The 26,070-nt window shown below is 59.0% G+C and carries 18 protein-coding genes and 2 pseudogenes; 5 read left to right on the forward strand and 15 right to left on the reverse strand.

What is annotated here, in order from left to right; all coding sequences use genetic code 11:
- Positions 1-154: 154 nt before the first annotated feature.
- Positions 155-2,689, forward strand: coding sequence for a two-component system VirA-like sensor kinase (locus AC0L2C_RS16670; protein ID WP_473523887.1), 2,535 nt, complete (start codon positions 155-157; stop codon positions 2,687-2,689).
- Positions 2,690-2,812: 123 nt separating this feature from the next.
- Here AC0L2C_RS16670 and virB11 read toward each other — a convergent pair whose 3' ends face one another.
- Genes virB11 through AC0L2C_RS16725 form a run of 11 tightly spaced genes read right to left on the reverse strand, consistent with a single transcriptional unit; the run spans position 2,813 to position 12,243 of the window.
- On the reverse strand, positions 2,813-3,853 hold the full coding sequence (gene virB11 / locus AC0L2C_RS16675; protein WP_473491945.1) for a P-type DNA transfer ATPase VirB11: 1,041 nt from the start codon (positions 3,851-3,853) through the stop codon (positions 2,813-2,815).
- Positions 3,837-4,976, reverse strand: a complete 1,140-nt coding sequence (gene virB10, locus AC0L2C_RS16680; protein WP_473523888.1) for a type IV secretion system protein VirB10 — start codon at positions 4,974-4,976, stop codon at positions 3,837-3,839. The genes virB11 and virB10 overlap by 17 nt, the downstream gene beginning before the upstream one ends.
- Positions 4,973-5,854, reverse strand: a complete 882-nt coding sequence (locus AC0L2C_RS16685; RefSeq protein ID WP_473491948.1) for a P-type conjugative transfer protein VirB9 — start codon at positions 5,852-5,854, stop codon at positions 4,973-4,975. Before AC0L2C_RS16685 ends, virB10 begins: the two co-directional genes overlap by 4 nt.
- Entirely contained in the window at positions 5,851-6,564 is a 714-nt protein-coding gene (locus AC0L2C_RS16690; protein WP_473523889.1) for a type IV secretion system protein VirB8, read from the reverse strand. Before AC0L2C_RS16690 ends, AC0L2C_RS16685 begins: the two co-directional genes overlap by 4 nt.
- On the reverse strand, positions 6,561-6,719 hold the full coding sequence (locus tag AC0L2C_RS16695) for a type IV secretion system lipoprotein VirB7 (protein ID WP_473523890.1): 159 nt from the start codon (positions 6,717-6,719) through the stop codon (positions 6,561-6,563). The genes AC0L2C_RS16690 and AC0L2C_RS16695 overlap by 4 nt, the downstream gene beginning before the upstream one ends.
- A gap of 23 nt (positions 6,720-6,742) precedes the next feature.
- On the reverse strand, positions 6,743-7,630 hold the full coding sequence (locus tag AC0L2C_RS16700; protein WP_473523891.1) for a type IV secretion system protein: 888 nt from the start codon (positions 7,628-7,630) through the stop codon (positions 6,743-6,745).
- Positions 7,631-7,688: 58 nt separating this feature from the next.
- Positions 7,689-8,372, reverse strand: coding sequence for a TrbJ/VirB5 family protein (locus AC0L2C_RS16705; RefSeq protein WP_473523892.1), 684 nt, complete (start codon positions 8,370-8,372; stop codon positions 7,689-7,691).
- Between the two features lie 13 nt (positions 8,373-8,385).
- A complete protein-coding gene (virB4, locus tag AC0L2C_RS16710; protein WP_473523893.1) occupies positions 8,386-10,755 on the reverse strand; it encodes a type IV secretion/conjugal transfer ATPase VirB4 in 2,370 nt (789 codons plus the stop codon).
- Positions 10,755-11,081, reverse strand: a complete 327-nt coding sequence (locus tag AC0L2C_RS16715; RefSeq protein WP_473491954.1) for a type IV secretion system protein VirB3 — start codon at positions 11,079-11,081, stop codon at positions 10,755-10,757. The genes virB4 and AC0L2C_RS16715 overlap by 1 nt, the downstream gene beginning before the upstream one ends.
- Entirely contained in the window at positions 11,081-11,446 is a 366-nt protein-coding gene (virB2, locus tag AC0L2C_RS16720; protein ID WP_473523894.1) for a pilin major subunit VirB2, read from the reverse strand. The genes AC0L2C_RS16715 and virB2 overlap by 1 nt, the downstream gene beginning before the upstream one ends.
- A gap of 14 nt (positions 11,447-11,460) precedes the next feature.
- Positions 11,461-12,243: a type IV secretion system lytic transglycosylase VirB1 gene (locus AC0L2C_RS16725; RefSeq protein WP_473523895.1), complete on the reverse strand. Its 783-nt coding sequence runs from the start codon at positions 12,241-12,243 to the stop codon at positions 11,461-11,463.
- Between the two features lie 1,297 nt (positions 12,244-13,540).
- Between AC0L2C_RS16725 and virG the strand changes: the two genes are divergently transcribed.
- Positions 13,541-14,266 (forward strand): two-component system response regulator VirG, encoded by a 726-nt coding sequence (gene virG, locus AC0L2C_RS16730; RefSeq protein WP_473523896.1) that lies wholly within the window; start codon positions 13,541-13,543, stop codon positions 14,264-14,266.
- A 32-nt stretch (positions 14,267-14,298) separates the two neighbouring features.
- Here virG and AC0L2C_RS16735 read toward each other — a convergent pair.
- The 3 genes and pseudogenes from AC0L2C_RS16735 to AC0L2C_RS16745 form a co-directional block, all read right to left on the reverse strand.
- Positions 14,299-14,812: pseudogene (locus tag AC0L2C_RS16735) on the reverse strand (IS66 family transposase); the annotation flags it as partial.
- A gap of 125 nt (positions 14,813-14,937) precedes the next feature.
- Positions 14,938-20,955 carry a Ulp1 family isopeptidase gene (locus AC0L2C_RS16740; protein WP_473523897.1) on the reverse strand — a complete coding sequence of 2,006 codons (6,018 nt, stop codon included), beginning with the start codon at positions 20,953-20,955 and terminating at the stop codon, positions 14,938-14,940.
- A gap of 75 nt (positions 20,956-21,030) precedes the next feature.
- A pseudogene (locus tag AC0L2C_RS16745) lies at positions 21,031-21,599 on the reverse strand (type IV secretory system conjugative DNA transfer family protein); the annotation flags it as partial.
- Positions 21,600-22,583: 984 nt separating this feature from the next.
- Between AC0L2C_RS16745 and AC0L2C_RS16750 the strand changes: the two are divergent.
- Positions 22,584-22,802: a trypsin-like serine peptidase gene (locus tag AC0L2C_RS16750; protein WP_473523898.1), complete on the forward strand. Its 219-nt coding sequence runs from the start codon at positions 22,584-22,586 to the stop codon at positions 22,800-22,802.
- A gap of 428 nt (positions 22,803-23,230) precedes the next feature.
- Here AC0L2C_RS16750 and AC0L2C_RS16755 read toward each other — a convergent pair whose 3' ends face one another.
- A complete protein-coding gene (locus AC0L2C_RS16755; protein ID WP_473523899.1) occupies positions 23,231-23,650 on the reverse strand; it encodes a winged helix-turn-helix transcriptional regulator in 420 nt (139 codons plus the stop codon).
- Between the two features lie 85 nt (positions 23,651-23,735).
- Here AC0L2C_RS16755 and AC0L2C_RS16760 point away from each other — a divergent pair, with 85 nt between their 5' ends.
- Both AC0L2C_RS16760 and AC0L2C_RS16765 read left to right on the forward strand, forming a co-directional pair.
- Positions 23,736-24,722 carry an NADPH:quinone reductase gene (locus tag AC0L2C_RS16760; RefSeq protein ID WP_473523900.1) on the forward strand — a complete coding sequence of 329 codons (987 nt, stop codon included), beginning with the start codon at positions 23,736-23,738 and terminating at the stop codon, positions 24,720-24,722.
- A 959-nt stretch (positions 24,723-25,681) separates the two neighbouring features.
- Complete coding sequence (locus tag AC0L2C_RS16765) at positions 25,682-26,035, forward strand: hypothetical protein (RefSeq protein ID WP_473523901.1); 354 nt, start codon at positions 25,682-25,684, stop codon at positions 26,033-26,035.
- Positions 26,036-26,070: the final 35 nt, after the last annotated feature.

The following is a 26,070-nucleotide window of genomic DNA, read 5'->3' on the forward strand; positions in this document are numbered from 1 at the left end:
GCATCGCGTGCGCGTTGTATTCATCTGCTTCCAAGATCGCAACGATGTGCTCCGCATCGCGGGGGTCCTTTGGGCGCTCATTCTCGTTCTGGAAGCGGGCCAAAACCAAGTTTGGCAACGGTGTTGAACCGTCCTCATAAGGGGAGAGGTAGGCGTGGCTTTCCTATTCCAGCAGCATCCGGCCGCATACCGAACCCGTGGCGAGCTGGACTTCAGGTTCGATCTTCGCAAGGCGTGCACCGCGGATCAAACGCCGTTTCCTTGGGAAACACGGCTCAGTTCCGACAAAGCAATTGTAATCGCCCTAGCCGCCTCGATTGCGCTCTTGGTCGGGACGCAGCGGCAGCCCCCGCAGATCAACGACGCGATCCTAAGCCAACTGCGAACGATTCAGATCAACGATGCATTGCTCCGGCGCGACGTCGCCCGCGCTCGGACGGATATGGTATTGGACTCCCGATCGGTTGCTTCTACCGGACAGGCATTGCAAAGGAATCGTGAAAACTTGCAACGCCCTCCCGAGACTTCGCCCGATGAGAGCTCCGGGCAATCCAGATTGCGCGCGCAGCTCATAAACTCGATCGAAAACAAAGAGGCTGCCGTCTCAGCCTTGGTCAAGCAAGATCAGCTTGTGCAAAACTGTCTCGCAGATCTTGCTCGCTCGCTTGGTCGCCTTGGGGGGGCATCGTCGCGCAGAGTTGCACTGTCTAAGCTGATCGCGTTTTCGGCCGAACCGGGGCTCACCCTTGCATCACAGATGGATCAGCCTCCCGACCGATTTGCTCCGAGCCAGGCCCGGGCTGCCGCGGATGCTTTGGGCATTTTCCGCAGTCTCCTGTCTTGTTTATGGAGGTTGGACCAAGCTGCCAATCAGATCGCATCCCTCGACACGTCCTCCAGGGCCGCCGAACTGGAGCGAGAGCATCTGAAAGGCTACAGCTTGGCCAGCGCGCAAGCGCAGCGTACGCGATTTTTCTTTGGCTTGCTGTCCATATGCCTCTGCTTGTTTGCGATCATTCGGTCCTCCAGGCAGCATCTGCGGATGAACCGGCTGAAAAGGCGGTTGCAGCTTGAAGAGGCAATGCGTGAGATCGAATCTCGCTTCAACGATAGCAAAGCAAAGAACGCCTCGGCGTGCTTTTCCACCGAAGGAGCGCTTAGAGTCGTGCAACGCGTTTTCGATGCGCATCAATGCGCGCTTGCTCTGGTGGATCCGAGTCTCAGCAGGCAGACTGAGTGCTTTGTGGCGAACACGTGCATACCCGTCTGGAACGTCGCGCTTATTGATGAAGTCGTTTCACTTGTCCGTGCCGGACGACCAGTGTTTCGCGTCGTTCCGGCGGCGGAAATGGTTCGGACCGCCCTAGGCACTTCCGGTGTTTGTCAAATTGTTGCTTGCAGGGCCTCCGATCAGCAGGCTGTGGTTTGCATCCTTGTTTTTGAACGAGATCGCTCACTCCCCTCAGCAGACGACCTGCGGGTTCTTGCCAGTGCCATTGTGCGTTTGAGCAACCATCTTGAAATGCAACGAGTAAATGCCGAACGCGACCTTCTGGTGAGTCGATGGGAGCATGTGGAAAGGCTGAGGACCGTCGGCACGATCGCAAGCGGCGCCACACATGAATTCAACAATATTTTAGGCGCAATAATCGGATATTCAGAGATTGCCCAAGGGCTGGTGCGTCGACCCTCTAGGATTCGGAACCACATCGACCAAATCATCTTAGCTGGACACCGAGCCAAGCTGATCGTTGACCAGATCTTGTCACTCAGCCGAAACCGGAAGCGCGTGGCAGTGCCTATCAGCGTCTCCGAGATTGTTATGGATCTTGCGCCATTGCTGCGGGTTACAGTTCGTGCGGGTGTTCAGTTGAATTTCAAGATCAATGAGTGGCAAACGGTGGTCGAGGGCAGCCCAACCGAGATACAGCAAATCCTTATGAATTTGTGCAAGAACGCGTCGGAGGCTGTCTTGAACCAGGGCCGTGTCGAGATTAGCGTTTCCCGCGCCCAAGTGTGCCAAACAAAGCCACTGGCTCGGGGCACCTTGAGACCTGGACACTACGTTCTCCTCTCCATCAGCGACGATGGCCCGGGAATTGCAACTTCGATACTTCCGCATGTCTTTGAGCCCTTTTTTACCACCCGCTCTCGCCTCGGCGGGACCGGGCTGGGTCTTGCTGCGGTTGACAGGCACGTGAGCGCGCTCGCAGGATGCCTTGACGTCACCTCGGCTGTTGGCCGAGGTACCCGCTTTGATATCTACTTACCGGCCTCCGAGGAGGAGCCAGTCAGCGCTGACATCGCTGTCGGCCCATACGACGGATCACTTGGCAACGGAGAAATCATTGCAGTCGTGGAGCCCGACCCAGCAGAGTTGGAGATCTACAAGAAGAATATCGCCGCGCTGGGTTATAAGCCGGTCGGCTTCGCGACCTTCGAAAGCCTTTGCGGCTGGATCGAGAGCGGGAAAGCAGCCGACCTGCTGATCTTGGGTAAAATGCCTTTCCTCGAGCGAGAACAGGCAGAATCCGCATGCCCCACCCTCATGACGGTGCCTGTCATAGTCGTCGGTGAAATCGACCTCATGCCGGTCACATCTGCTAATCAGGCCTTCGTCCTTTGGCTAGCGAAGCCGGTCTCGTCCAGGACAATGGAGCATGCAATTCGTACAATGATGATGGCATGATGCCGCTGACTCGCTCAGGCTACCCAAGCAATCTGAGAAAGCCCGTCAAAGAGGCATCGAAGCAGAACAAAATGACGCGTCACATCACAATCGACCTATCGAGCCCGAGACTTTGTTCTAGCCTTAGTGCTTGTTAAGAAGGTCGGCTACTGTCTCTCCCCGTCGCCGGGCATCGGCGGCGAGCCATACCTCTCCCACCTCATATACTTCGCCTTGGGTACGGAACGGTACAATGACGTCAATGGCAGCCGACAGCATGTCAAGAAGCGTGCGGTCTTCCACAGCGGCTCCTTGCGGGCTGCTCTTGACGAGTGAAAAGAGCTTTTTAAAGCCTTGGACCGGATCTGCCCCGTGAATCGTTGATATTGATCCCGCATGGCCGGAGACGACTTCGCTGAGGTAGGCCCATGCAGCATCGTCGCGCATCTCACCCAGCAATATTCGATCAGGGCGCATGCGCAAGCTGGCTTGCAACAGTTGCTCTGCCGTCACCGCACCTATGCCTGCCTGGTCTTTTGGATAGAGTAACCGGACATGGTTCTCATGCGGGATTGCAAGTTCGAGCGTGTCCTCGATACTTATCAGTCTCTCTTGCGGGGGTATAGCGTTGATCAAAGTCTTGCTCATTGTCGTTTTGCCGCTTCCAGTAGGTCCGCAAAGCAGCATCGTGAGCCGCCCGCAAACGCACGCTCGCAAAAATTGCTCCAAGTCACCATGGTCGTAGTGCTGAAGAATCGTTTCGTCCTGCCGCTCTTGGCGCTCCTTTCGTGACCGCCATTGATTCCAACGCGAGTATTCGTAGCGAGAAGAAACTTCCTTAAGCTCGGTCACACGACTTGAGGGACGCCGTATGGTCAGGCTTATTGTTCCTGAGGGAACAGCGGGCGGCAAACAGATCTGCAGCCGCTCTCCGTTCGGCAGCTCAGTCGCACAGAGGGGGCTTTGCGGTCCGACATCTTGCTTGCGCAGCGCTCCAGCGAGGATCGCGATGTCCTCCAGATCGTCATAAGATAGCGGTAGCGGATGTTTCGTGAAAACGCCGGCCTGTCGGACAAAGGCTTCCCCAGGCCGGTTGATAGCGACCTCTTCGGTCCTTGGCTCCTCAAGCCATTTCAGAACGGGGTCGAGAAGCAAACGCAATTGAGGATCAGCCTCCGATCGCATTTTTGTCTCTCCGGCGTTCGCGATGTTGGGGGGCTGGCGCCACGGCGGTCGCTCTAAGATCGTATACATCTGAGAAATCGAGGTCCCGAGCCACAAAGATGGATACAGCATCTCCCTGGTTTTTCTTCAGAGTTGGCGGAAGGTTGATCGTCGCTCTCAGTGTCGTCTCGACGGCTTGTCCACCATTGCTCTGGAAGCTGTTGATGCCGCTTCCTTCGCCAGAGCTAGCCGCATATTGACCGGCCGCCTGAAACGCGCCTTGAAGGACGCTCATGAGCATTGCTCCGCCAAAGCGCTGCCAGACGTGATTATCCACCGTGCCAGGCATACCGGAGCGGCCGAGTTCGTCAGCGCCCGGCGATGCTATCGACACGAGGGCATGGTCAGGCGTTTCGATGCGCGTCCACAGCACGAAGACACGCGCATCCCCCTGTTGGAGACCCCGCTGGATCTCCCCAATCACGGTCGTCCCGCGATCCAGGAGCACGACATTGTTGGTGGCGCCGCGGACGTCTTTAGGTAACACGCACTTCACATAACCCGGTAGATTTGTGTCGACTGCCGTTTGCAAAATGCAGGGAATGATAGTTCCTTGAGTGATCACGAGATCAGGGTGCGGCAAAAGTGTAGCCCGGCTTGGCTCCTGTATTTCTGGCTTCAATCGCCCTGACAGATCGCCACCAATTGAAAACTCATCCTCGGTCGCGGGAGCATCCTTATGGTGGTCTTCGCTCCGCTGACCGTCGTCGGGCATTTGACTGCTGCTACTGTAGGCGAAAATTGGTGTTTCCTCCGGCGGCGGATCAGCTGGCGCCGCTGGCGGCGTGGATGGCGCAGGATCTGCCGCCTGCGGCGCCTGTACGGGTGCTGGAGGTTCGGGAGCAATCTCGATTGGCACAGGGCGGTATGGCTCAGCGTTGGGGAAAATTGGCGGTTTTGGCTGAGATGGTTCATCTTGTGTGCTGGGACGACCCCCGAGCCAGATGAGCGATAGAGATGAGATGAGAACAAGACCAGCGACGGCCAACTTCTGCGATCCCGATAGATGCCGGCGGGCCGGCTCCGAGACGATCGATCTGGATGCATCGACATCGTGTGCCGACTGTGGGCCGGTTTCATTCATCGGCCCGAGCCTTTCAAAACGCGCCACACGTCGGGTCTCACTGTACCGGTCTTTGGCGCTCGTCCCACAGGATCATAAGCCCTGTTGAAAATGGACAAGACCGTATTGCCATCTCTCAGACGCCATTCCCGGGCGACTGCGGATACTTCAACATAGTCCCCTTTGACTGTGTAATTGGCAGCGGCTTCCTTGCCGTCGGGATTGATAACGTAGAGGGAGGGTATGCGGGAATTGCTTGCGAAGCCAAATACGGTCGTAAAGCCATTATCGAAGACTTCCAGCGGCGCCAGCGATCGGTCGCCCTTTGCGACGTAGTGGAAATTGCTTTCGTCCGGACTGGCGGTTGCGGCGGGCCGATTCAACAAATCCTGAACTCTGTCTTCTTGCAGCACTTTCGCCCGGGCCTGACCAAGAATCGAGCGCCTTTCTGCTTCCTTTCTCTGAGCAGCAGCCTCATCAGCAGGGTAGGTGAACTGCACACTGTAGTATAGGTCAGGTTGCTGCTCATCGAGTTTTGGCATCGCTCTCGTTGAAATACTGAATACGTATCTCCGTGTACCGGACTCACTCTCGGCCAGCACGATGACCGGCTGCGGCGGGAGCATCCGGCTAGCCTTAAAAAAGAGATAGTTGGCGCGCGGGAGCGCAGCCAGGTCTTTGCTATTGGAAACGGCCACGGCTGCGACGGTCTCGTTGGTCGCGAATGTGACAACCAGCGTTGCCCCTACTGCGGTCGATAGACGCACCACTTCGTCGGGACGGTAAGCCAGGTAGCGCATCCGTGCATCATGCTTGCCGGCAAGTGGTGTGTCTTCCGCGGACGCCTCGATCGTTAAGAAAAGTGAACAGGCCAGCGCGAGAAACGCTCGTTTTGTCATGGCTGTACGGGCCCCGGGATTGATACACTATCTTCCGAGGCTTGATAGGAGGTAACGAGTAGTCCTCCCGGATTGGTCAGCCTCGATTGCCCAGGCAGACCCGTCAAGCGCTCGTAGCGGATGGTTGCTGTCCAGGTGGTCACCATCGGCATCTGCCCATCAACGATAAGAGTGCGTTTGTAGCGGATCTGTTGAACGTCCGGACTGATGTCATTTGAGGAAATGTGCTCAACCTCGAGCTTGCCGCGCTTGCCGACCGTGACTTGCGGCGAGGTGGGATTCGGATAGTTGAAGTAATCTTGATATTCCTGTCGCACAGCCGGTGCGCTGAAACTGGATACGAGATCATAGCCGTATTGGGCTGTATCTGCTGTGTAGCCCTCGCGCAGGCGTACATATTCCCACAGCGAAGCATTTACGACGGCCCGGTCTTGGGTTGCCGGCAGTTGAGAGACTGACACTTCGCTGTCAACTGTCCCATCCGGCCGTACCCAAAGGAACACAGGCACGAGCTTGGCCAACGGGACCATGGCAGCGATGGTAAATGCCTGCGCAACGTTTCCTAGGACCGCCGCCGCCGCAAAGGCTATAAGGGTCTTTGACAGGCGCCGCGCAGACTTCGCTCGTGACGTTTGAAACGCTTCCACCTCCTTGTAGTGGGCGGCTAGCGTTTCTCTCTCCACCAGAAGGGCATGTTCAGGAAACTTCACTTGGGCTCTTCCGCGCAATCGACCTGAAGATCCTCAGGGGTGATTTCCCATTGTCCCACGTTCAGTTGGAATGGCGTACCCGCACAGGTCGCAAGCCCATTGGTTGTCTTGCAGGCGGCCAGAGCTAGGATTGATAAAATTAGGCAATATTTCATTTTGGCACCGCGCTAGTGATTGATTAACGACCCGCCGTTTTGGCAGGGGGGCGAGTGAGGCTGCTAGGCAGTTGGTTCGTACCTGCCCAAGAGCCGCCGGCGATGCTGCTGGCGATCGCCGGAAGCGCGACGATCAGAGCGTCGCCAGCCAGGAAAAGCATGTCGAGTTCGTAAAGCCCGATGATCTTGGCTGCTGTCGTACCGGAGTTTTTGATCACCAAAAGCATGACTCCCAGCGAGGCTGCTTCGGCAGCGATAACTATCGTTGCAACGATGTTGAGGAGGAGAAGCAGCAGCCCATACGAGAGCAGTTGGCCGATCCATTTGGTAGCCATGTCTCGAGTGTGATCAAAAAGGTAGCCTACAAGAACCAGGGGGCCGATCGCCAAAAGCACCTTCGTCAGAATTCCGACGGCATCATAGATCTCGAATGCTGTCCACAGCGCGCCGTAGAAAATCCATTCCGCTCCCTGGAAAGCAAGTATGTCCTGGCCATTCATAGGCCCAATTTCGGAAGCAATCACCTGAAGGGAATACTGAGTTAAAGCAAACATCATGTCGAGCTTCTGGGGGATACCGATGAAGGGCAAGTCGCTGCCACTGATCTGGTGAGCAAGCCTTGGAATCGTCTTGTCGAAGACCGCTTCAATGTACTGCTGGTAGTTGGCCTGGCTTAAGATAAGGGCAACGACAATCGATACCATGATTACGCGCGAGATACCCCCGCGCGCATCGACTTGACCACGCATGAGCAGACAGCCTTGGATTATTATCCAAAGCGTGACACACGCAACCAGAGGCGCGCTGACCGCCTCTTGGATTTTTTCAAGCACGTTGTGCAGCCCTAACGTAAAGGCCTGATGAAAGATCGTGTCTATAGCCGTGAATGGCGCGTGAATTTTGAAAGTCATGGCGTGAGCCTGATTTGTCGCTGATCAGCGCAGCTGAGCCGGATGAACTCAGCGTCGTTTACGGGAGGACGCCAAAAATGCGAGCGGTCTTCTGGCGTTCGCGACGCTGCATCGCGGCCTCCTCTGCGGCGTGAAGGCTTGCTTGTGCAGTGGCCATCGTCAGCAGACTCGTGGCCTGGGCATTTTGGATGATCGCATCGTGAATCTGCTTGAGGACCAGACCATTGGTCACCGTGGCCTGCACAATATTTCTCGAGCTGGAAAGCTGACCAAGCGTGTTGTCGTTAGCCTTAAGGCGCTTGTCCATTACGTCCAGAGTGTCGGCTGCAAGACCTGCGGCATTGGCGGCACCAGCGATTTGCTCCTCTAACAGTTTCCCTTCCGCATCGGTGCCGGTGACTCTCCGATCTGAGTCCTGCGCAATGTTACGCGCCATAATCGAAGCTGGCGCCCGAGCATCAAACATCTGCCCCTCCAGCTTGTTGCTCGACGGGTAGTGATTTCCTTGATTCAGTGCGCCCAGCAGTCCCGTGACACCGAATGACGACGTTAGCATCTCCACCATTTCGATCGTGGTAGCGAGCGTCTCGGCTGACTTTATAAGGATCGCCGCAGTGGAAGCCGCTGTTAAGGCCGATTGTGTTTCTGTTACTGGGTCGCTGACAATAAATTGCGACCGGGCCTGTGTGCTAAGCAGAAAGGAAGTAGCGAGCGTTGTTGCTGCAAGCTTGGCAAATCTCATGAATATTCCTCCGTCAGTCTTGAACTTCGTGGTAACGAGCCATGAACTCGTCGAGCCACGCACTTGGGGCATCTCCGTGCTGGTCACGAAGCTGGTCGGCAAAGCGCACGGTGTTGGCCCGCCCCGAGAGTACGGCTACATGCTCGCGCATCTGGCCGAGATCGAATTCGCAAACAACACTCCCGCTGTCGCGCTTGAGCAAAAACTTGCGGCTGCCAATTGCCATTCCCTGGCGGATTGCCTCGAACTCCTGCGTGGTGCACTTCAAGCCATCGACATACGCACCCCGGTCCGCCGTCGGTGATGGGTAGAAAATCTTCGTCATGCATTGCGCAACGAGACTGGCTCCGAGAGGCGATTCAAGCACGTGTTCAGGCTGCTGCGTTGCGAGTATCAACATCCCATTATTCTTGCGGACGGTGAGCAAGAACTTGTCGATAACAGCCGAGAACTGGGGGTTGAGCAGATAGAAGCGAAATTCGTCGCAGCTCATGACGAACCGACGCCCATCGACAACAGCGCCCACGCGATGCAGAAGATACGCGGCGGCGGGCGCACAGACCTCCTCAAATTCCAGGAGCTGCGTCATGTCGAAGCCGGTAATGCAGGCATCCAGCCTTACTTCGTCGACATCGCCGTCAAAGGCCCATCCAAGTGCATTCCCTCTACACCACCGCTGCAGCCGCGCTCCAGCGCCCTCGGAGGGGCCGTGCAGCAGGAATTCGCGCAGGCCCGCAATTGAGCGCATGACGGGTTCGAACGAAAGTTGACGAACAATGCCACGCTCCAGTCGACGGCTTTCCTCCGGCGAGATCGGGCCACGGCCGTCACTCTCGATTAGAGCCATCAACCATTCGCGCAGAAAGTCCAACGAGGCGGAGGTGTTGTCCAGTCCACGCAGAGGGGCCAAGCCGCTCGGAGCGCCTCTGCGCAACGCTAGATATGTCCCTCCGGTGGCTCGCACCAGCAGTTCACCACCCCGGTCCTTATCGAAAAAGACGATGGCACCATCGCGATCCACCACGCTTTGCTCAAGCATCGCGAGGATAAACGTCATCAGCGTCGTCTTGCCTTTGCCGACGGGTCCGAATATCGCCGTCATACCGACGTCATTCTCATGCGGGATGTAGTCGAAAGAAGTTCCACCGTTCGTGCGAAAGCGCGCAACCGCTTTGCCCCAGTGGCCGGAAGTGGAACCACTTGGGAAGTTCTCAAAAGAGACAAGCCCGGCAAAATTGTGCGAGGTGATCGCCCCGGGGCGCGTGCGCCACTTCTTGTTCCCCGGAAGTTGGGACCAGTACGCGGCCTCCATGCCGATACCCTCTTGGACGATAACGGCACCCGTGTCGGCCAGCCTTGCGCGGGCATTTGCTGCGCGATCTCCAAGGCTGTTGAGGCTGTCGGCATAGACGCACAGGCTCAAATGATGTGAACCCATGACGAACTCGTTGCTAGCCAGTGCGTCCTCTGCTTCGGCAAGTTCATTGATCTGGGTGAGAGCCTTGTCGCCGGCGCTCGTCATCTGGCTGGACTTAAGGCTAAGCTTCGCATGAGCTTGTGGCCGAGTGAGGAAGGAAAAGCTCTGGCTGAGGACAAGCGGGAAGTTGGCGGACAGCAACGGATTTAGCATGCCTGGCCGCGTCGTCGCCGGATATTCACGGAACGAAAACAATGACCCCACGGAGCTATCCCCGGGTCTTCGAATCTCCAGCGCCCGCTTCCCGCATATGACCTGGTCAGTGTAGATCGAAGCGCCAAGTGAGCCGGAAACCATCGGAACCGGGAGAAACCGGCAAGTCATTATCAGCCGAAGCGCCTCACCGATTTCCGTGAAGAGCACGTCGCCTTTCTCACGAACACCCAACCGGCGCAGACCGTAACTGCCGAGTGACCCAGCAATGATCTGCCAGAGGTCCTCCAGGGTTCGTATTTGTGTGGCCAGATCGTTGTCATTGCGCCTGGGGGATTTGGCAATGCGCCAGCCGATCTTGCCGATTGCGGTGCGGGGGAACACGATGACAGTGAGGAAGTGATCGTTGCGAAAGAGCTTGCCCGACAGCACACGGCTCTCGTAGACCTCGCTCAGACTGCCAGCGAATGCACTTTGAAACTGACGCAATGCCGGCTCTGGCACATCGTTGTTTCGCACAAGATGCGCGTATAGCGTGACATTGTCATCGGCGATGTTGCGCAAGAGAGTGTTGAACGCGCGGCAGCGCGAGTTGCGCATCTCAGCGTCTTCCAAATCAAACGGCAGCCCGTTCACATGTGCCATGGCCATGATCGATCCGTCCTCCATAAGGACGACCTGATCGCTTAGATGACCAACATACGGAAGGTAGATCTCGCCAGATCTCTCGGTCCTGCCACTGGCGCCAAACATTACACCATTCCTCTTCCGCGTTTCGGCACTCTGATCGGATTGGCGCTGACGCTCGCGCCGCCCCAGACCGGCCCGTCCACGCTTCTGCCGGCAGTCTGCAAATAGAGAAGCGCGACGCTTGCGGCGTTATAGTCACGCTCAACAACCAGCCGTGCTCCGAACCAGAGTGGCACGAGCACGATTTCGTAGAGTGGATTCTGAAGGATAATGATGACGAGCCCAGCCAACATCATGAGCAATCCGGCCAGCGTCAGCGGCACCCCCAGGAACAGTGCGGGGCGTGTCGCCGCCACATAGAGGGTGCTCACTTCCAACCGGTCGCTCATCAGCCACCGCCTATGAGCGCCTTGCCCAGGAAGCTGGCGCCGAACATGATGACGATCCCTCCAACGACACCCGCAACCAGGCCAAGTGAAGCACGACCGAACATCCAAGAAATACCGATGGCCACGAGTCCGAGCACGGCCAGTGATTGTCCGAAGGGGCCAAGTATGAAGGTGCAGATATTCTGGACCATCTTGGCGGGATCCGTCCCTCCGGTCACCTGAGCCGCGGCTGGCCCGCTGGAGAAGACCGTCCACGCCGCGCCTGCAGCAGCGGCCGGTATATATTCAGCCGCCATGCGCAGCATGGAAAAAGGCGAAGGAACACGCGTTTTAAACGTACGAAGTATTTTGAGTGGCTTCATCATTGCATCTCCATGATTCAATCGAATACGAGTTTGTTCGGGTTCGAGGGTTCCGGCTCTTCCGCAGCCTGGCTGCCTGTCGGACCGGAGGGATCGGCCCCGGAGCGGTTTCGCCGATAGGAGCCCCAAACGTCCCACGATTCTTGTGCGGGCTGCTTTTCATTAGTCTGTTGGCTCTGTTCGAGCAGAGGGGGCACGGTTTTCGGACCGGCTGCCTCAAGGTCTGGCACATCTTGAGCGGTCGGCTCCAGCGTTCGCTCGAGGAGACTTGAGATGTCCTTTGCGGCCGACTCGACCTTGCGTACATAACCGTTGGTGAAGCCACGCGTGACGTCGCCCGTGTTATAGGCCGAGATGGCACGGCGAAGCGCAAGTTGCTGCGCCGGAGCACTCGTGCCGCCGGCATACCGGCTTTCAAGCAAGTGGGCGGCAGCCGAAAGCGAGGCACAGGGCTCGAAAGCCTTTTCCGGCGTGAGGTTGAGCATGGGAAAGTTGTTGCTGTTTATCTGCATCAATCCAACGTCGACAGAATGTTGTGCTTCGAGGCGGTGCTTGATGCCTCGCGTGGCTTCCAGGTGATCCATCCAGCGAAGCTGCTCACCTGTGGTGTTGTCATGAGCCACCAGTGGTTCAAAGCCACTTTCAATCTTGGCAATCGCGGCGAGGGTGGACGGCGCAACCCATGGAGCGCATTTGCGCGACAGGCTGTGGAACTCACGGGGAGAAAGTGGCGCGGGATCGGCTGGGAGTGACATGGATGTCAACAGGACGATGGCCAGCGGCCAAGCTGCAATAAACATTCCCTATCACCTACCTTTCCAAGCCGCCGGACGAGTTCTGGCCCTGTCCGGCACGCGCTTATCAGGGAGGTTTGTTACTGTGTGATGTTCAATTTCAGCTTTTCGGTTTCAACTGAAGCAAAGACCGTGTTCGTGTCAGCATGGGTGAGCATCTTGCGCATGCGTGGGTGGCGCGGGCCCGATCAGCCAGCGACATCCGGAGCATCTTGGTATGATGACTCCTGTGCAGGATTGCTCGTCCCCGCCGTCCGTTGCTCCTGGACTGGGGCCCGCGACTTCGTCGTCATGGATGGTGATGGGATCTTCTGTCAGCGCCAAGCCAAGGACAAAATGGGAAGCTTGGCGGGTTTGTTCAGGCTCGGGATCACCGTGGGGAATCGACGAAGGCGATAAAGCAGCCCAACTGTGCCGGTATGCTGCCGGTGCTTTAAGAGCAGCCATGCGCGGCCCTGCACACTCAAATCATTGCTTGAGACGCGAGCTGGTCCGCGAAGCTGGCTCGAAGGCGCAAATCCGCGGGGGCGAGGCTCAACTGGGAATACGTGGCGGCGCAGCCCATCCTGGTGCGAGCCTGGTTCAGCTGTTCGGTCGCCGCCGGCAACGGGTGGATCATGCACAGTCCCATCGGCAGAAAACCGCACGCCATTAACGGAGTCCGACGGCGCAATGGACAAGCATAGTGACACGCTCAAGATGGAGGAGCTGCAGTAACTGAGAAATGTAAGCCCGGACGTTCACCGCAACCGGCGACCTGCCGGCCGCCCGAAACAGCTTTGAGGCCGCTGGCCACCTTGGACGAAGCCGGCTTGGCAGGAGACATACTATTTGGCACAAGCCCGCTGCAGCGAATCACGGTCTTCTTCCGCCGACCGCCTCTCCGATCAACCAACGCCGCGCTGCTCAACCATGTCCGAGCCGGATCCACGAGCCGGAGGATGTCGAGATGATCCAGGTCCGCAAACTTCAGGATGACGAGGATGCAAGGGCATAGCAGGAAAACTTGGCATCCATGAGGTCGAACTCGAGTGGTATTGGCAGGTCTGCACCAACGGGGAGCTCGAAGCGAAAAAGCGGAAGGACCACACGGCAGGGTCATGTCGGTGCTTGGACCTGTCTGGTGGCCACGGGCTGCCTGGATGCGGGCAATTCGCTATGGATGAAAAGACCAGGACGAGCACGGCCTCACATTGGCCTCACGCAACGGCGAGTGGTATCAGGGGCAGCTGTTCTGCGTCGGTGCCCCAGGGTTGCTCGGCATCAGGTTTAGACAAGGGGATTCAAAATTGAAGGTGAGCCGTTGAAACATGTTCTTGTCGTTGACGATGATGCCGCAATGCGGCGCCTCATCGCCGAGTATCTCACGATGCATGCCCTGAAGGTAACCGCAGTCCACGATAGCAAGCAGTTTGACTATGTTCTTTCACATGAGCCAGTCGATCTCGTGGTTGTTGACCTTAACCTAGGCCGGGAGGATGGACTTGCGATCGTCCGCAATCTGGCGACAAAATCGGATGTTCCTATCATAGTGATCAGCGGCGACCGGCTTGATGAGGCGGAAAAAGTGGTTGCACTGGAGCTCGGCGCAACCGATTTCATTCCCAAGCCTTTCGGGATGCGCGAATTCTTGGCCCGCATTCGAGTAGCGCTACGCGAGCGCATGTCTAGTCCGCGAACCAGAGATCAGCGCTCATTTCGCTTTGGGGCCTGGAAGCTCAGCGTGAAGCAGCGGCGACTGATCTGTGCGGAGCGTGGCGAGGTGAAGCTTACCGCATGTGAGTTCAATCTCTTGATCGCATTTCTGGAGAACCCCCGCAACGTACTATCCAGAGAACGGCTTTTGCTCGCGAGCCGTGTGCGTGGAGAAGAGGTGTACGATCGAAGTATCGATGTCCTAATCATGCGCTTGCGCCGAAAGCTGGAGGCTGATGCGGCCAATCCTCGCCTAGTCAAGACATGCCGTGGTGCAGGGTACTTCTTCAACGCTGACGTAGACGTTAGCTACGGAGGTACCTTGGCCGCGTGACAGCAGCTATTCTTGAGATTGGCCGAGGCTGATCAAGCGTAAGCGGTGTTCTCAGGCCACGCCTTTAGCTCGGGCGCCCGGATGTCGGCCAAAGGCAGCAGGTCGTTGATCTGGCTGTTCGGATGGCTGTTGACGATCCTGGTGAGGACGTCGGCGAGATAGCTGAGTGGCTCGACACCATTGAGCTTGCAGGTTTCGATCAGCACGCAATGACTGCCCAGTGTTCGGCACCGCCGTCGAGCCAGCGAAGAGCGCGTTCTTGCGGGATTGAGCGCTCGACGGTGTTGCTGTCGATCTCGATACGGCCGTCGTCAAGGAAGCGCGAGAGGCCTTCCCAGCGTGAGAGCGTGTAGCGGATTGCCTCGGCGAGCCTGATCTTCTGACTGATCAGGCCGAGCTTTTCGCGCAGTCAAGGTTCAAGATCGGCGACAATAGCGCGGCTATTTTCCTGACGCATCGCACGGCGTTCATTGGCCGATCGGCCGCGGACATCGTCCTCGATCTTGAGGTCGGCGATCGTCTCAGCGCCTGGCTGGCGATCGGCGAGTTCCAGGCCTACAATCGCCTGCCAACAGTGCCAGCCTGATCAATTACGGCGAGAGCTACCGGTCCGGAGATCGCATCAGCCTCTCCGTCGCCAAAGAGCTGTTCTGCTTCCCCGGACATCGAGCTCAACGCCCCGCGTCGGAGCGCTCTCTGCTTCTGGAGGAAGCCATGAGGTCCGCTCGGGCTTGATCGGAGGCTTGCTTGATGGGCGTCGTGGTTGCGTCGCTCGCCTGCCGCCCCGTGGCGAGGGTTTGCGGATTATCGGTCCTCTGCCTCTTCGCCGGTATCAACAGCGCTGTGTAATGTTCATTGTTTATGATGACGCCTCCGCTGTTCACGAGGTTGCTCCTGTCAAGTGTACTCGTCAGTTCGTCCTGGGCCTCGCGCTTCTTGCCCAAGTGCCGTTCAAACGGCGCTGGCGCGACTTGTCGGGCTTGCTGCTCTTGCAAGACGGCGTGTTGCACCTGCGACCCGGCTGCTGCAAATGCGTCCGCGGGGATTGCGGCAAGCTCGTGCGGCAAGCGGCCCTGCCTCAGTCGGTTTTGCAGGGCCTGCCGATCGGCGACGAGGTTGTCGAGGTGCAGCGGCCGCTGCCGTTCCGGCCACTCTTGGTTCGCCAATCTCTGAACCAGCGCGCGCGTGCCGTCCACCACGAAGACGCCGCAATCAACACCGTTATTCTGCCGGGCCATTTCGGGTGTCACCAGGGCGGTTGCGTCCAGTCTTGCTGCGAGCTCTCGTGCAGGCGCGTCATTGTATCCCCGTCCATCGCGCTGATGGATGGAGTCGTAGTGATAGGCGACCTCTCTTTCCGGGTCGCGGCGATCAACGAGCAGCAGCGACCAATGCTCGTTGCGTCCATCAGTCGCCACCGTAGCCAAAGGATTGCCACTGTTCACCGGCAGGAACACGAAGTCGGCTGCGACGTCGTTTTGATGATAGATGGACAGCAATGTAAGTTGCGGGTCCCGGTCGTGACGGCGCAGTTGCTGGGAGACCAAGGGATCCACCAGCCGCGTTCGGGCGGCGAGCGCCGGGTGGGCCACCTGCAGGTCCTGCTCCAGCAACCGGTAATCCCTGTGGATATGGGCGTCATCCAGCAGGTCGGGGCCGAGCACCGCCCCCCGGGGGAGATTGGACGAGCCTGACGGAAGGGCTCCGATCTGTGCATCGGAGGAGGTGGTGGTCAGATCGACTAACGGAACACCGCGATAGGTGTCTGACAGCCTGGCGGTCGCTGGCGAGGCGGGTCCTGGAGCTCTTGCCGGTACTGCTGCCGCTGCAGCTTCACTCATCGCACCGCGATGGACGAGCCAAAAGTCGTTGCGCCCTTCTGGCCTCTCGGCGGTGTAGCCGCGACCTTTAATCTCGTAGTTCCATTCCGGCTTTTCCGCATCCGGCAAGAGGCCATAATGGTCCAAGGAAGAGAGCATCGCGTCGCGTTGAATCCCATGGGAGAAGCCTTTGGGGAGGGCGAATGAGACGTTTATTGAGTTCTCGATCGCAGCGTGGGGCTCAGACCTTGCGGAGGGCGCGGCCGCCGCATGCAGCCTTCCCATGTGTTCGGACCATGTCCCTTGAACGGGTACCCCTTCCAATGGCAATTCACCCAACTGCTGCATGGGGGGCTGCATCGGCACGCGGCCGCCTGAATTGCCGATTTCGCTCAGCGGCTGCTGAATGGCGATGCTTTGCGGATTATCAGTCCTCTGCCTCTGCGCTGGCCGCCAAGCCGTGGGATGTTCATTGTTCACCCGCTCGGGTGGCAGGTGGTTGCCCTGGTCAAGCGCATCCGGCCAGGGCCGGATCTGCTGTTGGCTGGCAGCTAACGCTGGCGGGGCTGCGGCCTCAACTCCGTGCCCAGAGCCGGCCGCCGCGAAAGTGTCTGCCACGATGCTGTCTGACGCGGGCTCCGCATCGCGAACCCGTTGCAGAGCGGAGAGGAGATTGCGGTTGCCTGGAAACAACGCCTCGGCGAATTCGGTCCGCCAATCATGATCCAGCCCAGAGATCGTCAGGCCCCGATTCTCAAGCGCCTCAGAAAATCTGCGAAGACTACTAACATAGGCAGCACGGGTGGTTAAGGCCAAGCTGCTGTCACTGGTCACTTGTTCCAAGACATGCGCGTCTGCCTTTGAGGGCACCGGCACTCGCCACCCGCGAGTAGCTGAATAGCCCGGCTCATGATACGCACGCAGGACGTTCAACGCCGCCTTTATATCCTCGTTTTTCGGAAAGACAGCATCGACGTGATCGACCAGGGATTGGTGATTTTTTAGATCAGTCGCTTGGCCACGAGCGCCGAGATCATTCGCCAATCGGCGAAGTGTACGCCTGTAATTTTGGAGCGTTCTCACGCTCAATTTTTGCTGAGCCGCAGCGTGGGCGATCGCCTTATCAATAGTGTCCCGGTGTTCGTCGGACAGATGGGGATATCGGGCGCCACTCGCGACAGGTTCGGCTCGGCGCGGCTCGGCCACGTGCTGCTCAAGGCCCACTTGCCGGGCCTGGCCCGCATCCGGCAAGGGGTCATGGCGGTCCACGGAAGAGAGCATCGCGTCTGGGACGCGTTGAGTCCCATAGGAGAAGCCTTTGGGGAGGGCGAATGAGACGTTAGAGTTCTCGATCGCAGCGGGGGGTGCCTCAGACCTTGCGAAGGGCGCGGCCTCCGCATGCAGCCTTCCGATGTGTTCGGACCATGTCCCTTGAACGGGTACCCCTTCCAATGGCAATTCACCCAATTGCTGCACGAGGGGCTGCATCGGCACGCGGCCGCCTGAATTGCCGATTTCGCTCAGCGGCGGCTGAATGGCGGCGGCTTGCGGCGTATTCAGAGCCCTCTGCCTCTCGGCTGGCCGCAACAGCGCCGTGGAATGTTCATTGTTGATGATGACGCCGCCGCTGTTCACGAGGTTGTTCCTGTCAAGTGTACGCGTCAGCTCGTCCTGGGCCTCGCGCGACTTGCCCAAGTGCCTTTCAAACGGCGCTGGCGCGACTTGTCGGGCTTGCTGCTCTTGCAAGACGGCGTGTTGCACCTGCGACCCAGCTGTTGCAAAAGCGTCCGCGGGGATTGCGGCAAGCTCGTGCGGCAAGCGCTCCTCCCTCAGTCGGTTTTGCAGCGCCTGCCGATCGGCAACGAGGTCGTTGAGGTCCAGCGGCAGCTGCGGGACTGGCCACTCTTGGTTCGCCAATCTCTGAACCAGCGCGCGCGTGCCGTCCACCACGAAGACGCCGCAATCAACACCGTTATTCTGCCGGGCCATTTCGGGTGTCACCAGGGCGGTCGCGTCCAGTCTTGCTGCGAGCTCTAGTGCAGGCGCGTTGTTGTATCCCCGTCCATAGCTCTGATGGATGGAGTCGTAGTGATAGGCGACCGCTCTTTCCGGGTCGCGGCGATCAACGAGCAGCAGCGACCAATGCTCGTTGCGTCCATCATTCTCCACCATAGCCATGGGATTGCCACTGTTCACCGGCAGGAACACGAAGTCGGCTGCGACGTCGTTTTGATGATAGATGGACAGCAATGTAAGTTGCGGGTCCCGGTCGTGACGGCGCAGTTGCTGGGAGACCAAAGGATCCACCAGCCGCGTTCGGGCGGCGAGCGCTGGGTGGGCCTCCTGCAGGTCCTGCTCCAGCAACCGGTAATCCCTGTGGATATGGGCGTCGCCCAGCAGGTCGGCGCCGAGCACCGCCCCCTCGGGGAGGTTGGACGAGCCTGACGGAAAAGCTCCGATCCGTGCATCGGAAGAGGTGGTCAGATCGACCAACGGAACACCGCGATAGGTGTCTGACAGCCTCGCGGTCGCAGGCAAGGCGTGTCCTGGAGCCCTTGCCGATACTGCCGCCACTGCAGCTTCCCTCATCGCACCGCGATCGACAAGCCAAACGTCGTTGCCTCCCTCTGGCCTCCGGGCGGTGTAGCCGTGACCTTTAATCTCGTAGTTCCATTCCGGCTGGTCCGCGTCCGGCAACAGGCCATAATGGTACAAGGAAGAGAGCATCGCGTCTGGGACGCGTTGAGTCCCATGGGAGAAGCCTTCAGGGACGGCGAATGAGATGCTTATGAAGTCCTCGACCGCAGCGGGGGTCGCCTCAGACCTTGCAAAGGGCGCGGCCTCCGCATGCAGGCTTCCAATGTGTTCGGACCCTGGGCCTTGAACGGGTACCCCTGCCAATGGCAATTCACCCAACTGCTGCATGGGGGGCTGCATCGGCACGCGGCCGCCTTCGCTCAGCGGCTGCTGAATGGCGATGCTTTGCGGATTATCAGTCCCCTGCCTCTCCGCCGGCCGCAACGGCGCCCTCGAATGTTCATTGTTAATGATGAACCGCTCGGGTGGCAGGAGGTTGCCCTGGTCAAGCGCATCCGGCGAGGGCCGGATCTGCTGTTGGCTGGCAGCTAACGCTGGCGGGGCGGCGGCCTCCACTCCGGCGTGCCCAGAGCCGGCCGCTGCCAAAGCGTCCGCCACGCTGTTGTCTGACGCGCGCTTCGCATCGCGAACCCGTCCCAACGCCAAGCGGAGATAACGATTGCCTGGAAACAACCCCTCGGCGAGTTTGATCCGCGAATCATGATCCAGCCCAGAGATCGTCTGGCCCTGACTCTCAAGCGCCTTAGAAAAATTGCGAAGATTACGACCATAGATAAGACGGGTGGTTAAGGCCAAGCTGCTGTCACTGGCCACTTGTTCCAGGACATGCGCGTCTGCCTTTGGGGGCGCCGTCACTGGCCACCGGCCAGTCGCTGAATAGCCCGGCTCATGATACGCACGCAGGACGTTCAACGCCGGCTTTATGTCCCTGTTTTTCGGAAAGAAAGTATCGAGGTGATCGACCAGGGATTGGTGATTTTTTAGATCAGTCGCTTGGCCACGAGCACCGAGATCATTCGCTAATCGGCGAAGCGCAGACGTGTATATTCCGAGCGTCTGCGCGCTATAGTGTTGCTGAGCCGCAGCGTGGGCGATCGCCTTGTCAATCACGTCCCGGTGTTCGTTGGACAGATGGGGATAGCGGGTAGCAGAGGCACCAACAGCCGCTGAATAGCCCGGCTCATGATAGGCACGGAGGACGTTCAACGCCCTCTTTATTTCCTCCTTTTTCGGAAAGAAAGCATCGGCGTGATCGACCAAGGATTGGTGATTTTTTAGGTCAGTCGCTTGGCCACGAGCGCCGAGATCATTTGCCAATCGGCGAAGTGCAGACGTGTATTTTCGAACCGTGCTCTCGTCATATTTTTTCTGAGCCGCAGCGTGGGCGATCGCTTTATCAATAAGGTCCCGGTGTCCGTCGGACAAATGGGGATAGCCGGTAGCACGGGCGCCACTCGCGACAGGATCGGCTCGGCGCGGCTCGGCCACGTGCGGCTCAAAGCCCGCTTGCCGGGCCTGGCCCGCATTCGGCAAGGGGTCGTGGCGGTCCACGAAAGGGAGCATCGCGTCTGGGACGCGGTGAGTCCCATGGGAGAAGCCTTTGGGGACCGCAAATGAGACGTTTATGGAGTTCTCGATCGCAGCGAGGTGCTTCTCAGACCATGCGGACGGCGCAGCCTCCGCATGCAGCCTTCGGGTGTGTTCGGACCCTTTCCCTTGAACGGGTACCCCTTCCAATGGCAATTCACCCAATTGCTGCACGAGGGGCTGCATCGGCACGCGGCCGCCTGAATTGCCGATTTCGCTCAGCGGCGGCTGAATGGCGGCGGCTTGCGGCGTATTCAGGGCCCTCTGCCTCTCGGCTGGCCGCACCAGCGCTGTGTAATGTTCGTCGTTGATGATCACCCACTCGGGTAGCAGGTGGTTGCCCTGGCCAAGCGCTTCCGGCCAGGGCCGGATCTGCTGTTGGCTGGCAGCTAACGACGGCGGGCCGGCGACCTCAACTCCGGCGTGCCCAGAGCCGGCCGCTGCGAAAGCGTCCGCCACGATGCTGTTGAGGTCACCCGGTCCAGCGGGCATCCCTGGCTCGCTGAAAAGAGACGAGGCGGCTTGATCCTGCCCTCGCTCAAGCCCTGCGCTCAATTGTTCAAGTCGCAGAACCTCTTCTGGATTGGTTGGCGACTCGTCAGCTTGATTGAACAGCCTCCGGGCCTCGGCAAGGTGCTGCTCATCGCCCACTTGCCGGGCCTGGCCCGCTTGCCCCTCTTCCAAGCCGGAGTCCTGCACCTGCGACGAAGCTGTTACACGGGATGGATTACTATTTCGCGGGTCCACACTAGCCTCACATCAAATTGTATCGTCAAAGTCCTGCGCCAATCCACGCAGCGGCTCATCGGGTTGAGATTCTGCCGAGAGCCCCTCGTCTGCTTTCATCAAGGGCGCCGGCTCCGGGAGAGCGCCTGTCTGGTTTTCAAAGATGCGTTTCAGAATGCGATCCGAAAAATATCGCACCTTCCTCAATTGCAATGGTGGCAGACCTTTGATGAGAACGATCTCGTACTCGTCGTTGAGCAGCCGCACCTGTTCGGGACGCAACAGCGGTGCACCTTGATGTGAATTCTGGATGTTCCAATGGAACGTCGCGCCTGGCTGTAGGAAATCGATTGGGCTTGAAATGTGTATTCACCGATAGCTTTGGAAATGTAGTTCGGAGTCTCGTCATCGGCAGTGGCCATGAACACTTGCAGTCCGGTATTGCTGAGAAAATTCTGCTTGCCAGCCTCGCCATAAGCCCCCGTCAGAGCCGAAAGGCTTTGGATGATGAACATGAAGCGACCCTTGTAGCCCGCGATGGTCGTAATTGCGGTCTCGATCGCCTCCAGCTTACCCAAGTGCTTGAATTCATCGAGCAGAAAGAAGTGCAACGTCCTGAACTGCACGTCGCGCTTGCCTCTCGGCGGATTTGAAGCTCCCAAGATCGCGTGCTGTACCGCGCGGGTTAGCGGTTATTACCCGCTCTGCAACATTGGTCAGTGGCCCGTCCGGAAGGTCAAGGTGGTTACGCCGTTCCTCGGCCCCTCCTCCCGTCGCGGGATGAACTTCCAGCTGCACGTTTCCATTTACTATCGCGATCCATTGCTCGGCTTCCAGAGTCGTATCTCTACCCCATGAGGTTACCACCGAAGCTTGATCCGCTAAACCAATATGGTGTTACACTTGTAGTCTCGCATAGGCTTCTCCCAGCTCTCTGGGTCACGCCGAGAGCCGTCGATGAACAGGTGAGCACAAGGTTCGCGCCCCTCTGGGGAACAAATCTGTAGACCGACGTTCCCTCACTGAAATCTTATGCGACTTTTGGGCGAACAAACACCAAACAACACTACAAAGGCTCCGCTCAAATTCTACGGAGTCCAAGACAAGATACAGACCGCTGATGGGTCCGACGCGGTACTCTAACTTAACTTGGGACGCGATGTCGGATGAGCGTGAGCCCTGTCGGCCGAAGGGCATTTACCGTGAGTCCTTCGGCGAGGACAAACCCATCGTCGTTCTTGCCGGCAAGCTCAATGCCAATCGCTGCCATGGCGCAGGTCACGGGTCTCCTCTCGCGGCGCCAGATCATCGCCATCGACGCGTTGAAGGCCACGGCCAGGTCTGCGAGACACGCCCATGAACCGCGAAAGGAACGGCGATGACGTTGCCGCAGCCGGCGCCACCTGGGGATAGTCCAAGCCGACGTAGCGGTTTGGCCGACCATCTGCACAACGGTAACATTTCCGTCGTTTCCGACGATTATAGGTTGCGCATCACTTCTGATTCGGGGGACCAGATGGCGGATTAGCGCAAGCAAATCTTTCGTACGAGCAGCAAATGGCGGTGGAACGGCCGACGCCGGCCCCGTGCCTAAGAGCGCTGCGGACTGGGGCATCAAGGGTCTGGCCATCCTGCCGGTGATGTCCAGAAAACCCGACGCCTTCGAAGCCACCCAGGTCGTCCAATATCGGTCGGACACCGAGGCGGGCAGTTCGGGCGCGCCGGTAATGAATGACGGTTGGGAGCTCGTAGCGCTTCACCATGCGGCGAAAGAAGACAAGTCGAACGAAGGCATCAAGTTCTAGGCGATCGCCGCTGCTCTGGAACTGGAGGCGCAAACCGGCAACGCAGATGCGGCGCGGCTTTTTGAGCTTTTCACCGGCACGGATGAACTGGCCGGGTTCTTCGGCACCCTCGGTCGCGCGGTTGTCCAGAACGACAGCGGTATGGAGCGGGTCGTCGATGCCTACAACGGCGAGGATCAGGATCTCGATCGGCTAGCCAACGTTTGTTGAACCATTCGATGTTCCAGAAAACGCAATCACGTTGGCAGTGGTGCCCTCTTTGATGAACCGTGATGGGTGAGCCGATCAACTCACGCTCAGAGACGATATAACGCGGGCAGACCACCCCTCAGGCGGTGCCGCGCTCTTAGGGTGGCGGAGGCACGAAGCTGGCCTTGGGAGATGCACCCGAACCGACAATGGCACTTGGCCTCGATCCTGTCGGCCCTCTACGAGCGCCTTGACGATGTGTGATCCCGATCGGCGGATGCACGCGGTCGGGCGACCTCAAGTGCCTCGCCGTCAGGCCCGCAAACAAGGCCGTTTCGGGCGGCAAACGTCTCGCCCCACTCCTTCATCGCGTTCAGGACCGGCGCGAGCGTCTTCCCGAACTCTGTGAGGGAGTACTCCACGCGGGGCGGCACTTCGGCAAAGACCTGGCGTTCGACCACGCCGTCGGTCTCGAGCTGTCGGAGTAGCATCGTGATGGAGCGCTGGCTCGGCTCGCCCACCATGCGCCGGAGTTCACCACGTCGGGGGCCGTTGAGGAGTTCGTAGATGATCAGCGGTTTCCACTTTCCGCCGGCCACGTCGACCGTCACCTCCACCGCACAGTTGTAGGCGAAGCTCCAATGATGTACTTTATACACCTATAGGCAAAAATATTGCCTACTTGCAAGAACACTTGTGGCATCGACATCCCTTTGGTCATTGGCAAATGTCAGGAGACCGAGAATGAGAGCTGCTTTCTACGACCGGCAGGGCGCCGCGAAGGACGTCCTCCAGATAGGTTCTCTTCCTGATCCCGAGCCCCAGTTCGGCGAGGTCCGGGTCAAGGTGGCCGTCTCCGGCCTGAACCCCTCGGATATCAAGACGAGAACGGGCTTCGGCGGCAGGCCGATGCCCTTTCCCCGTGTCGTTCCCCATCAGGATGCGGCCGGGATCATCGACAAGGTTGGGCCGGGCGTGTCCGAGGAGCGGATCGGTGAACGGGTCTGGGTTTTCAAGGCTCAGACAGGCCAGGCGTTCGGATCCGCGGCCGAGTTCGTGGTGGTTCCTTCCTCCCATGCGGCCCCTCTTGCCGAGAATGCGTCGTTTGATGTCGGGGCTTCACTGGGCATCGCGGCCATCACCGCCCATCGCTGCCTCTTCGCCGATGGTGATCTGCGCGGAAAGCGCGTTCTCGTCCAGGGCGGCGCGGGAGCCGTCGGCACGGCGGCCATCCTCCTCGCCAAATGGGCGGGCGCCTGGGTCGCGGCGACCGTGAGCCGCGAGGAGCAAGCCACGGTTGCAGCGGCGGCGGGCGCCGATCTCGTGATCAACCGTCATCAGGAAGACATCGCTGAACGGATCAGGGCCGCGACCGGCGGCCGTGGCGTCGAGCGTATCGTCGACGTCGATTTGGCAGCCAACGTCGAGGCCGATATCGCCTGCCTCGCTCCGAGCGGCGTCGCGACGGCCTACGCGACGGAGGATCCGACGGTCAGGTTGTCGATGCCGTTCCTATCGACGATGTTCGGGGGCTATGCCTTCCGCTTCGTGTTCTTCTACACGATCCCTGAGGATGCGTTCCGCCAGGCAGTCGAAGAGGTCTCCGCCTGCGTGGCGGCTGGGGCCTACTGGCCGCAGATCGCGATGAAGCTGCCGCTCGACCGCATTGCCGAAGCGCATGAGGCACAGGAGAGGGGCAAGGCAGTCGGCAAGATCCTGATCGAAATCTGATCTGATCTTGCATTTTGGCGACGGAGCGTGCCACCCATCCCTCACTCGGGGTCGGGGCACATATGCTGATTTCCTGCACGGCCTAAAAGCGGTCGTTCAGGAGATCGTCAACGGGCGGCTTCGAAAGCGCCGCCGGTAGTCGTTGGGCGTCAAGCCGACGATCCGGATGAGCACTTTCCGGAGGGCGCCGGGATCGGATGACCACCGGGGTTCAGCCGCAGGCCAACACCATGTCGGGATACGAGACCCAGTAGGTGCTGGGAGGATGACCTCGTCGCTTTCGCCGACGGTGCCACCAAGGCATTGTAGATGACCTGCTTCGGTCCCAACCGTCACCTGATCGAGGTCGCAACGGAGCTTTGCGATGATGGCCTGGCGCAGCGCCGGCGCAGCGTTCACGGGCGTGTACCGCGTGTTGCCTGCTGCGAGGGCGGCCACGACCGCATCCTTGGGCCTCCTGTTGGCGCACGAGCGCCGTCGGCTGAGTAGCCAGCGTCGCCCGCCGCCACCGAGACCGGCAACTGCTACGCAGAAGGACGAAGCCGATGCCACACATCATCCATCCCGTAAATCTTTCTATCTAACAATTCGATTTCCCCGATTATCTGATGAGGAATATGAGGGCGCCAGGTGGCGTGGTGGGTTGCATCATAAGGAGTATTTGCGATGGCAAACATCATTGAGGGTAGGTCCTCGCGTCCCGAATGGCTCATCGGCACCGATCTCGAGGATTGGATGGCGGGTGACGAGGGCAATGACCGGCTTGAGGGTCGTCGCGGCAATGACAGATCGAAGGTGGCGATGGCGATGATCACGGCATCGGCGGCGAGGGAAATGACCGAATCTGGGGCGGAACGGGCGACGACTACCTTCGCGGCGACAACGGCCGCTTCCAACCGCGCCTCGTCGGCGAGGATCATGACAAGCTCTTCGGCGGTCCCGGCGACGATCTCCTCTACGTGGGTGACGACGGGGGGGCCGGCAATGACACGTTTCTGCTCCAGTTCCACAATTCGATCCACGGAGTAGTCGAGGGGACGGCGGACATTACCACTATCAGCGATTTCAACGCGAAGGAGGACACTTTCGCCTTCGATGCGGTGGGCCGCCGCGACGACGGTTTTGGCGCGAACTTCGTCAACAACGCCGCCGCAAAGTCTGGCAGCCCGGTGAGCAGCTTCTACAGCGGTCCGTCTGCGGGTGCGAAGGGCGAGCATGTGGTGGTGATCACTGACGATTCTTTTGAGACTGCCTCCGACGCAGCGCGTAAGATCTCCGGCGAGGCCGTCGGCGACATCATCGTCTACTACTGACACGACGATTTTAGCAAAATGGCGAAGCTGGCGTA

This window comes from Mesorhizobium sp. WSM4845 (assembly GCF_055811455.1).

Bases quoted from the DNA above. Each gene is read 5' to 3' on its own strand.
- virB10 (WP_473523888.1), bottom strand. From the start codon at position 4,976: ATGAATGAAACCGGCCCACAGTCGGCACACGATGTCGATGCATCCAGA.
- AC0L2C_RS16760 (WP_473523900.1), top strand. From the start codon at position 23,736: ATGAGAGCTGCTTTCTACGACCGGCAGGGCGCCGCGAAGGACGTCCTC.
- AC0L2C_RS16695 (WP_473523890.1), bottom strand. From the start codon at position 6,719: ATGAAATATTGCCTAATTTTATCAATCCTAGCTCTGGCCGCCTGCAAG.
- AC0L2C_RS16685 (WP_473491948.1), bottom strand. From the start codon at position 5,854: ATGACAAAACGAGCGTTTCTCGCGCTGGCCTGTTCACTTTTCTTAACG.
- AC0L2C_RS16715 (WP_473491954.1), bottom strand. From the start codon at position 11,081: ATGAGCGACCGGTTGGAAGTGAGCACCCTCTATGTGGCGGCGACACGC.
- virB4 (WP_473523893.1), bottom strand. From the start codon at position 10,755: ATGTTTGGCGCCAGTGGCAGGACCGAGAGATCTGGCGAGATCTACCTT.
- AC0L2C_RS16725 (WP_473523895.1), bottom strand. From the start codon at position 12,243: ATGTTTATTGCAGCTTGGCCGCTGGCCATCGTCCTGTTGACATCCATG.
- AC0L2C_RS16700 (WP_473523891.1), bottom strand. From the start codon at position 7,630: ATGACTTTCAAAATTCACGCGCCATTCACGGCTATAGACACGATCTTT.
- virB11 (WP_473491945.1), bottom strand. From the start codon at position 3,853: ATGCGATCGGAGGCTGATCCTCAATTGCGTTTGCTTCTCGACCCCGTT.
- AC0L2C_RS16705 (WP_473523892.1), bottom strand. From the start codon at position 8,372: ATGAGATTTGCCAAGCTTGCAGCAACAACGCTCGCTACTTCCTTTCTG.
- virB2 (WP_473523894.1), bottom strand. From the start codon at position 11,446: ATGATGAAGCCACTCAAAATACTTCGTACGTTTAAAACGCGTGTTCCT.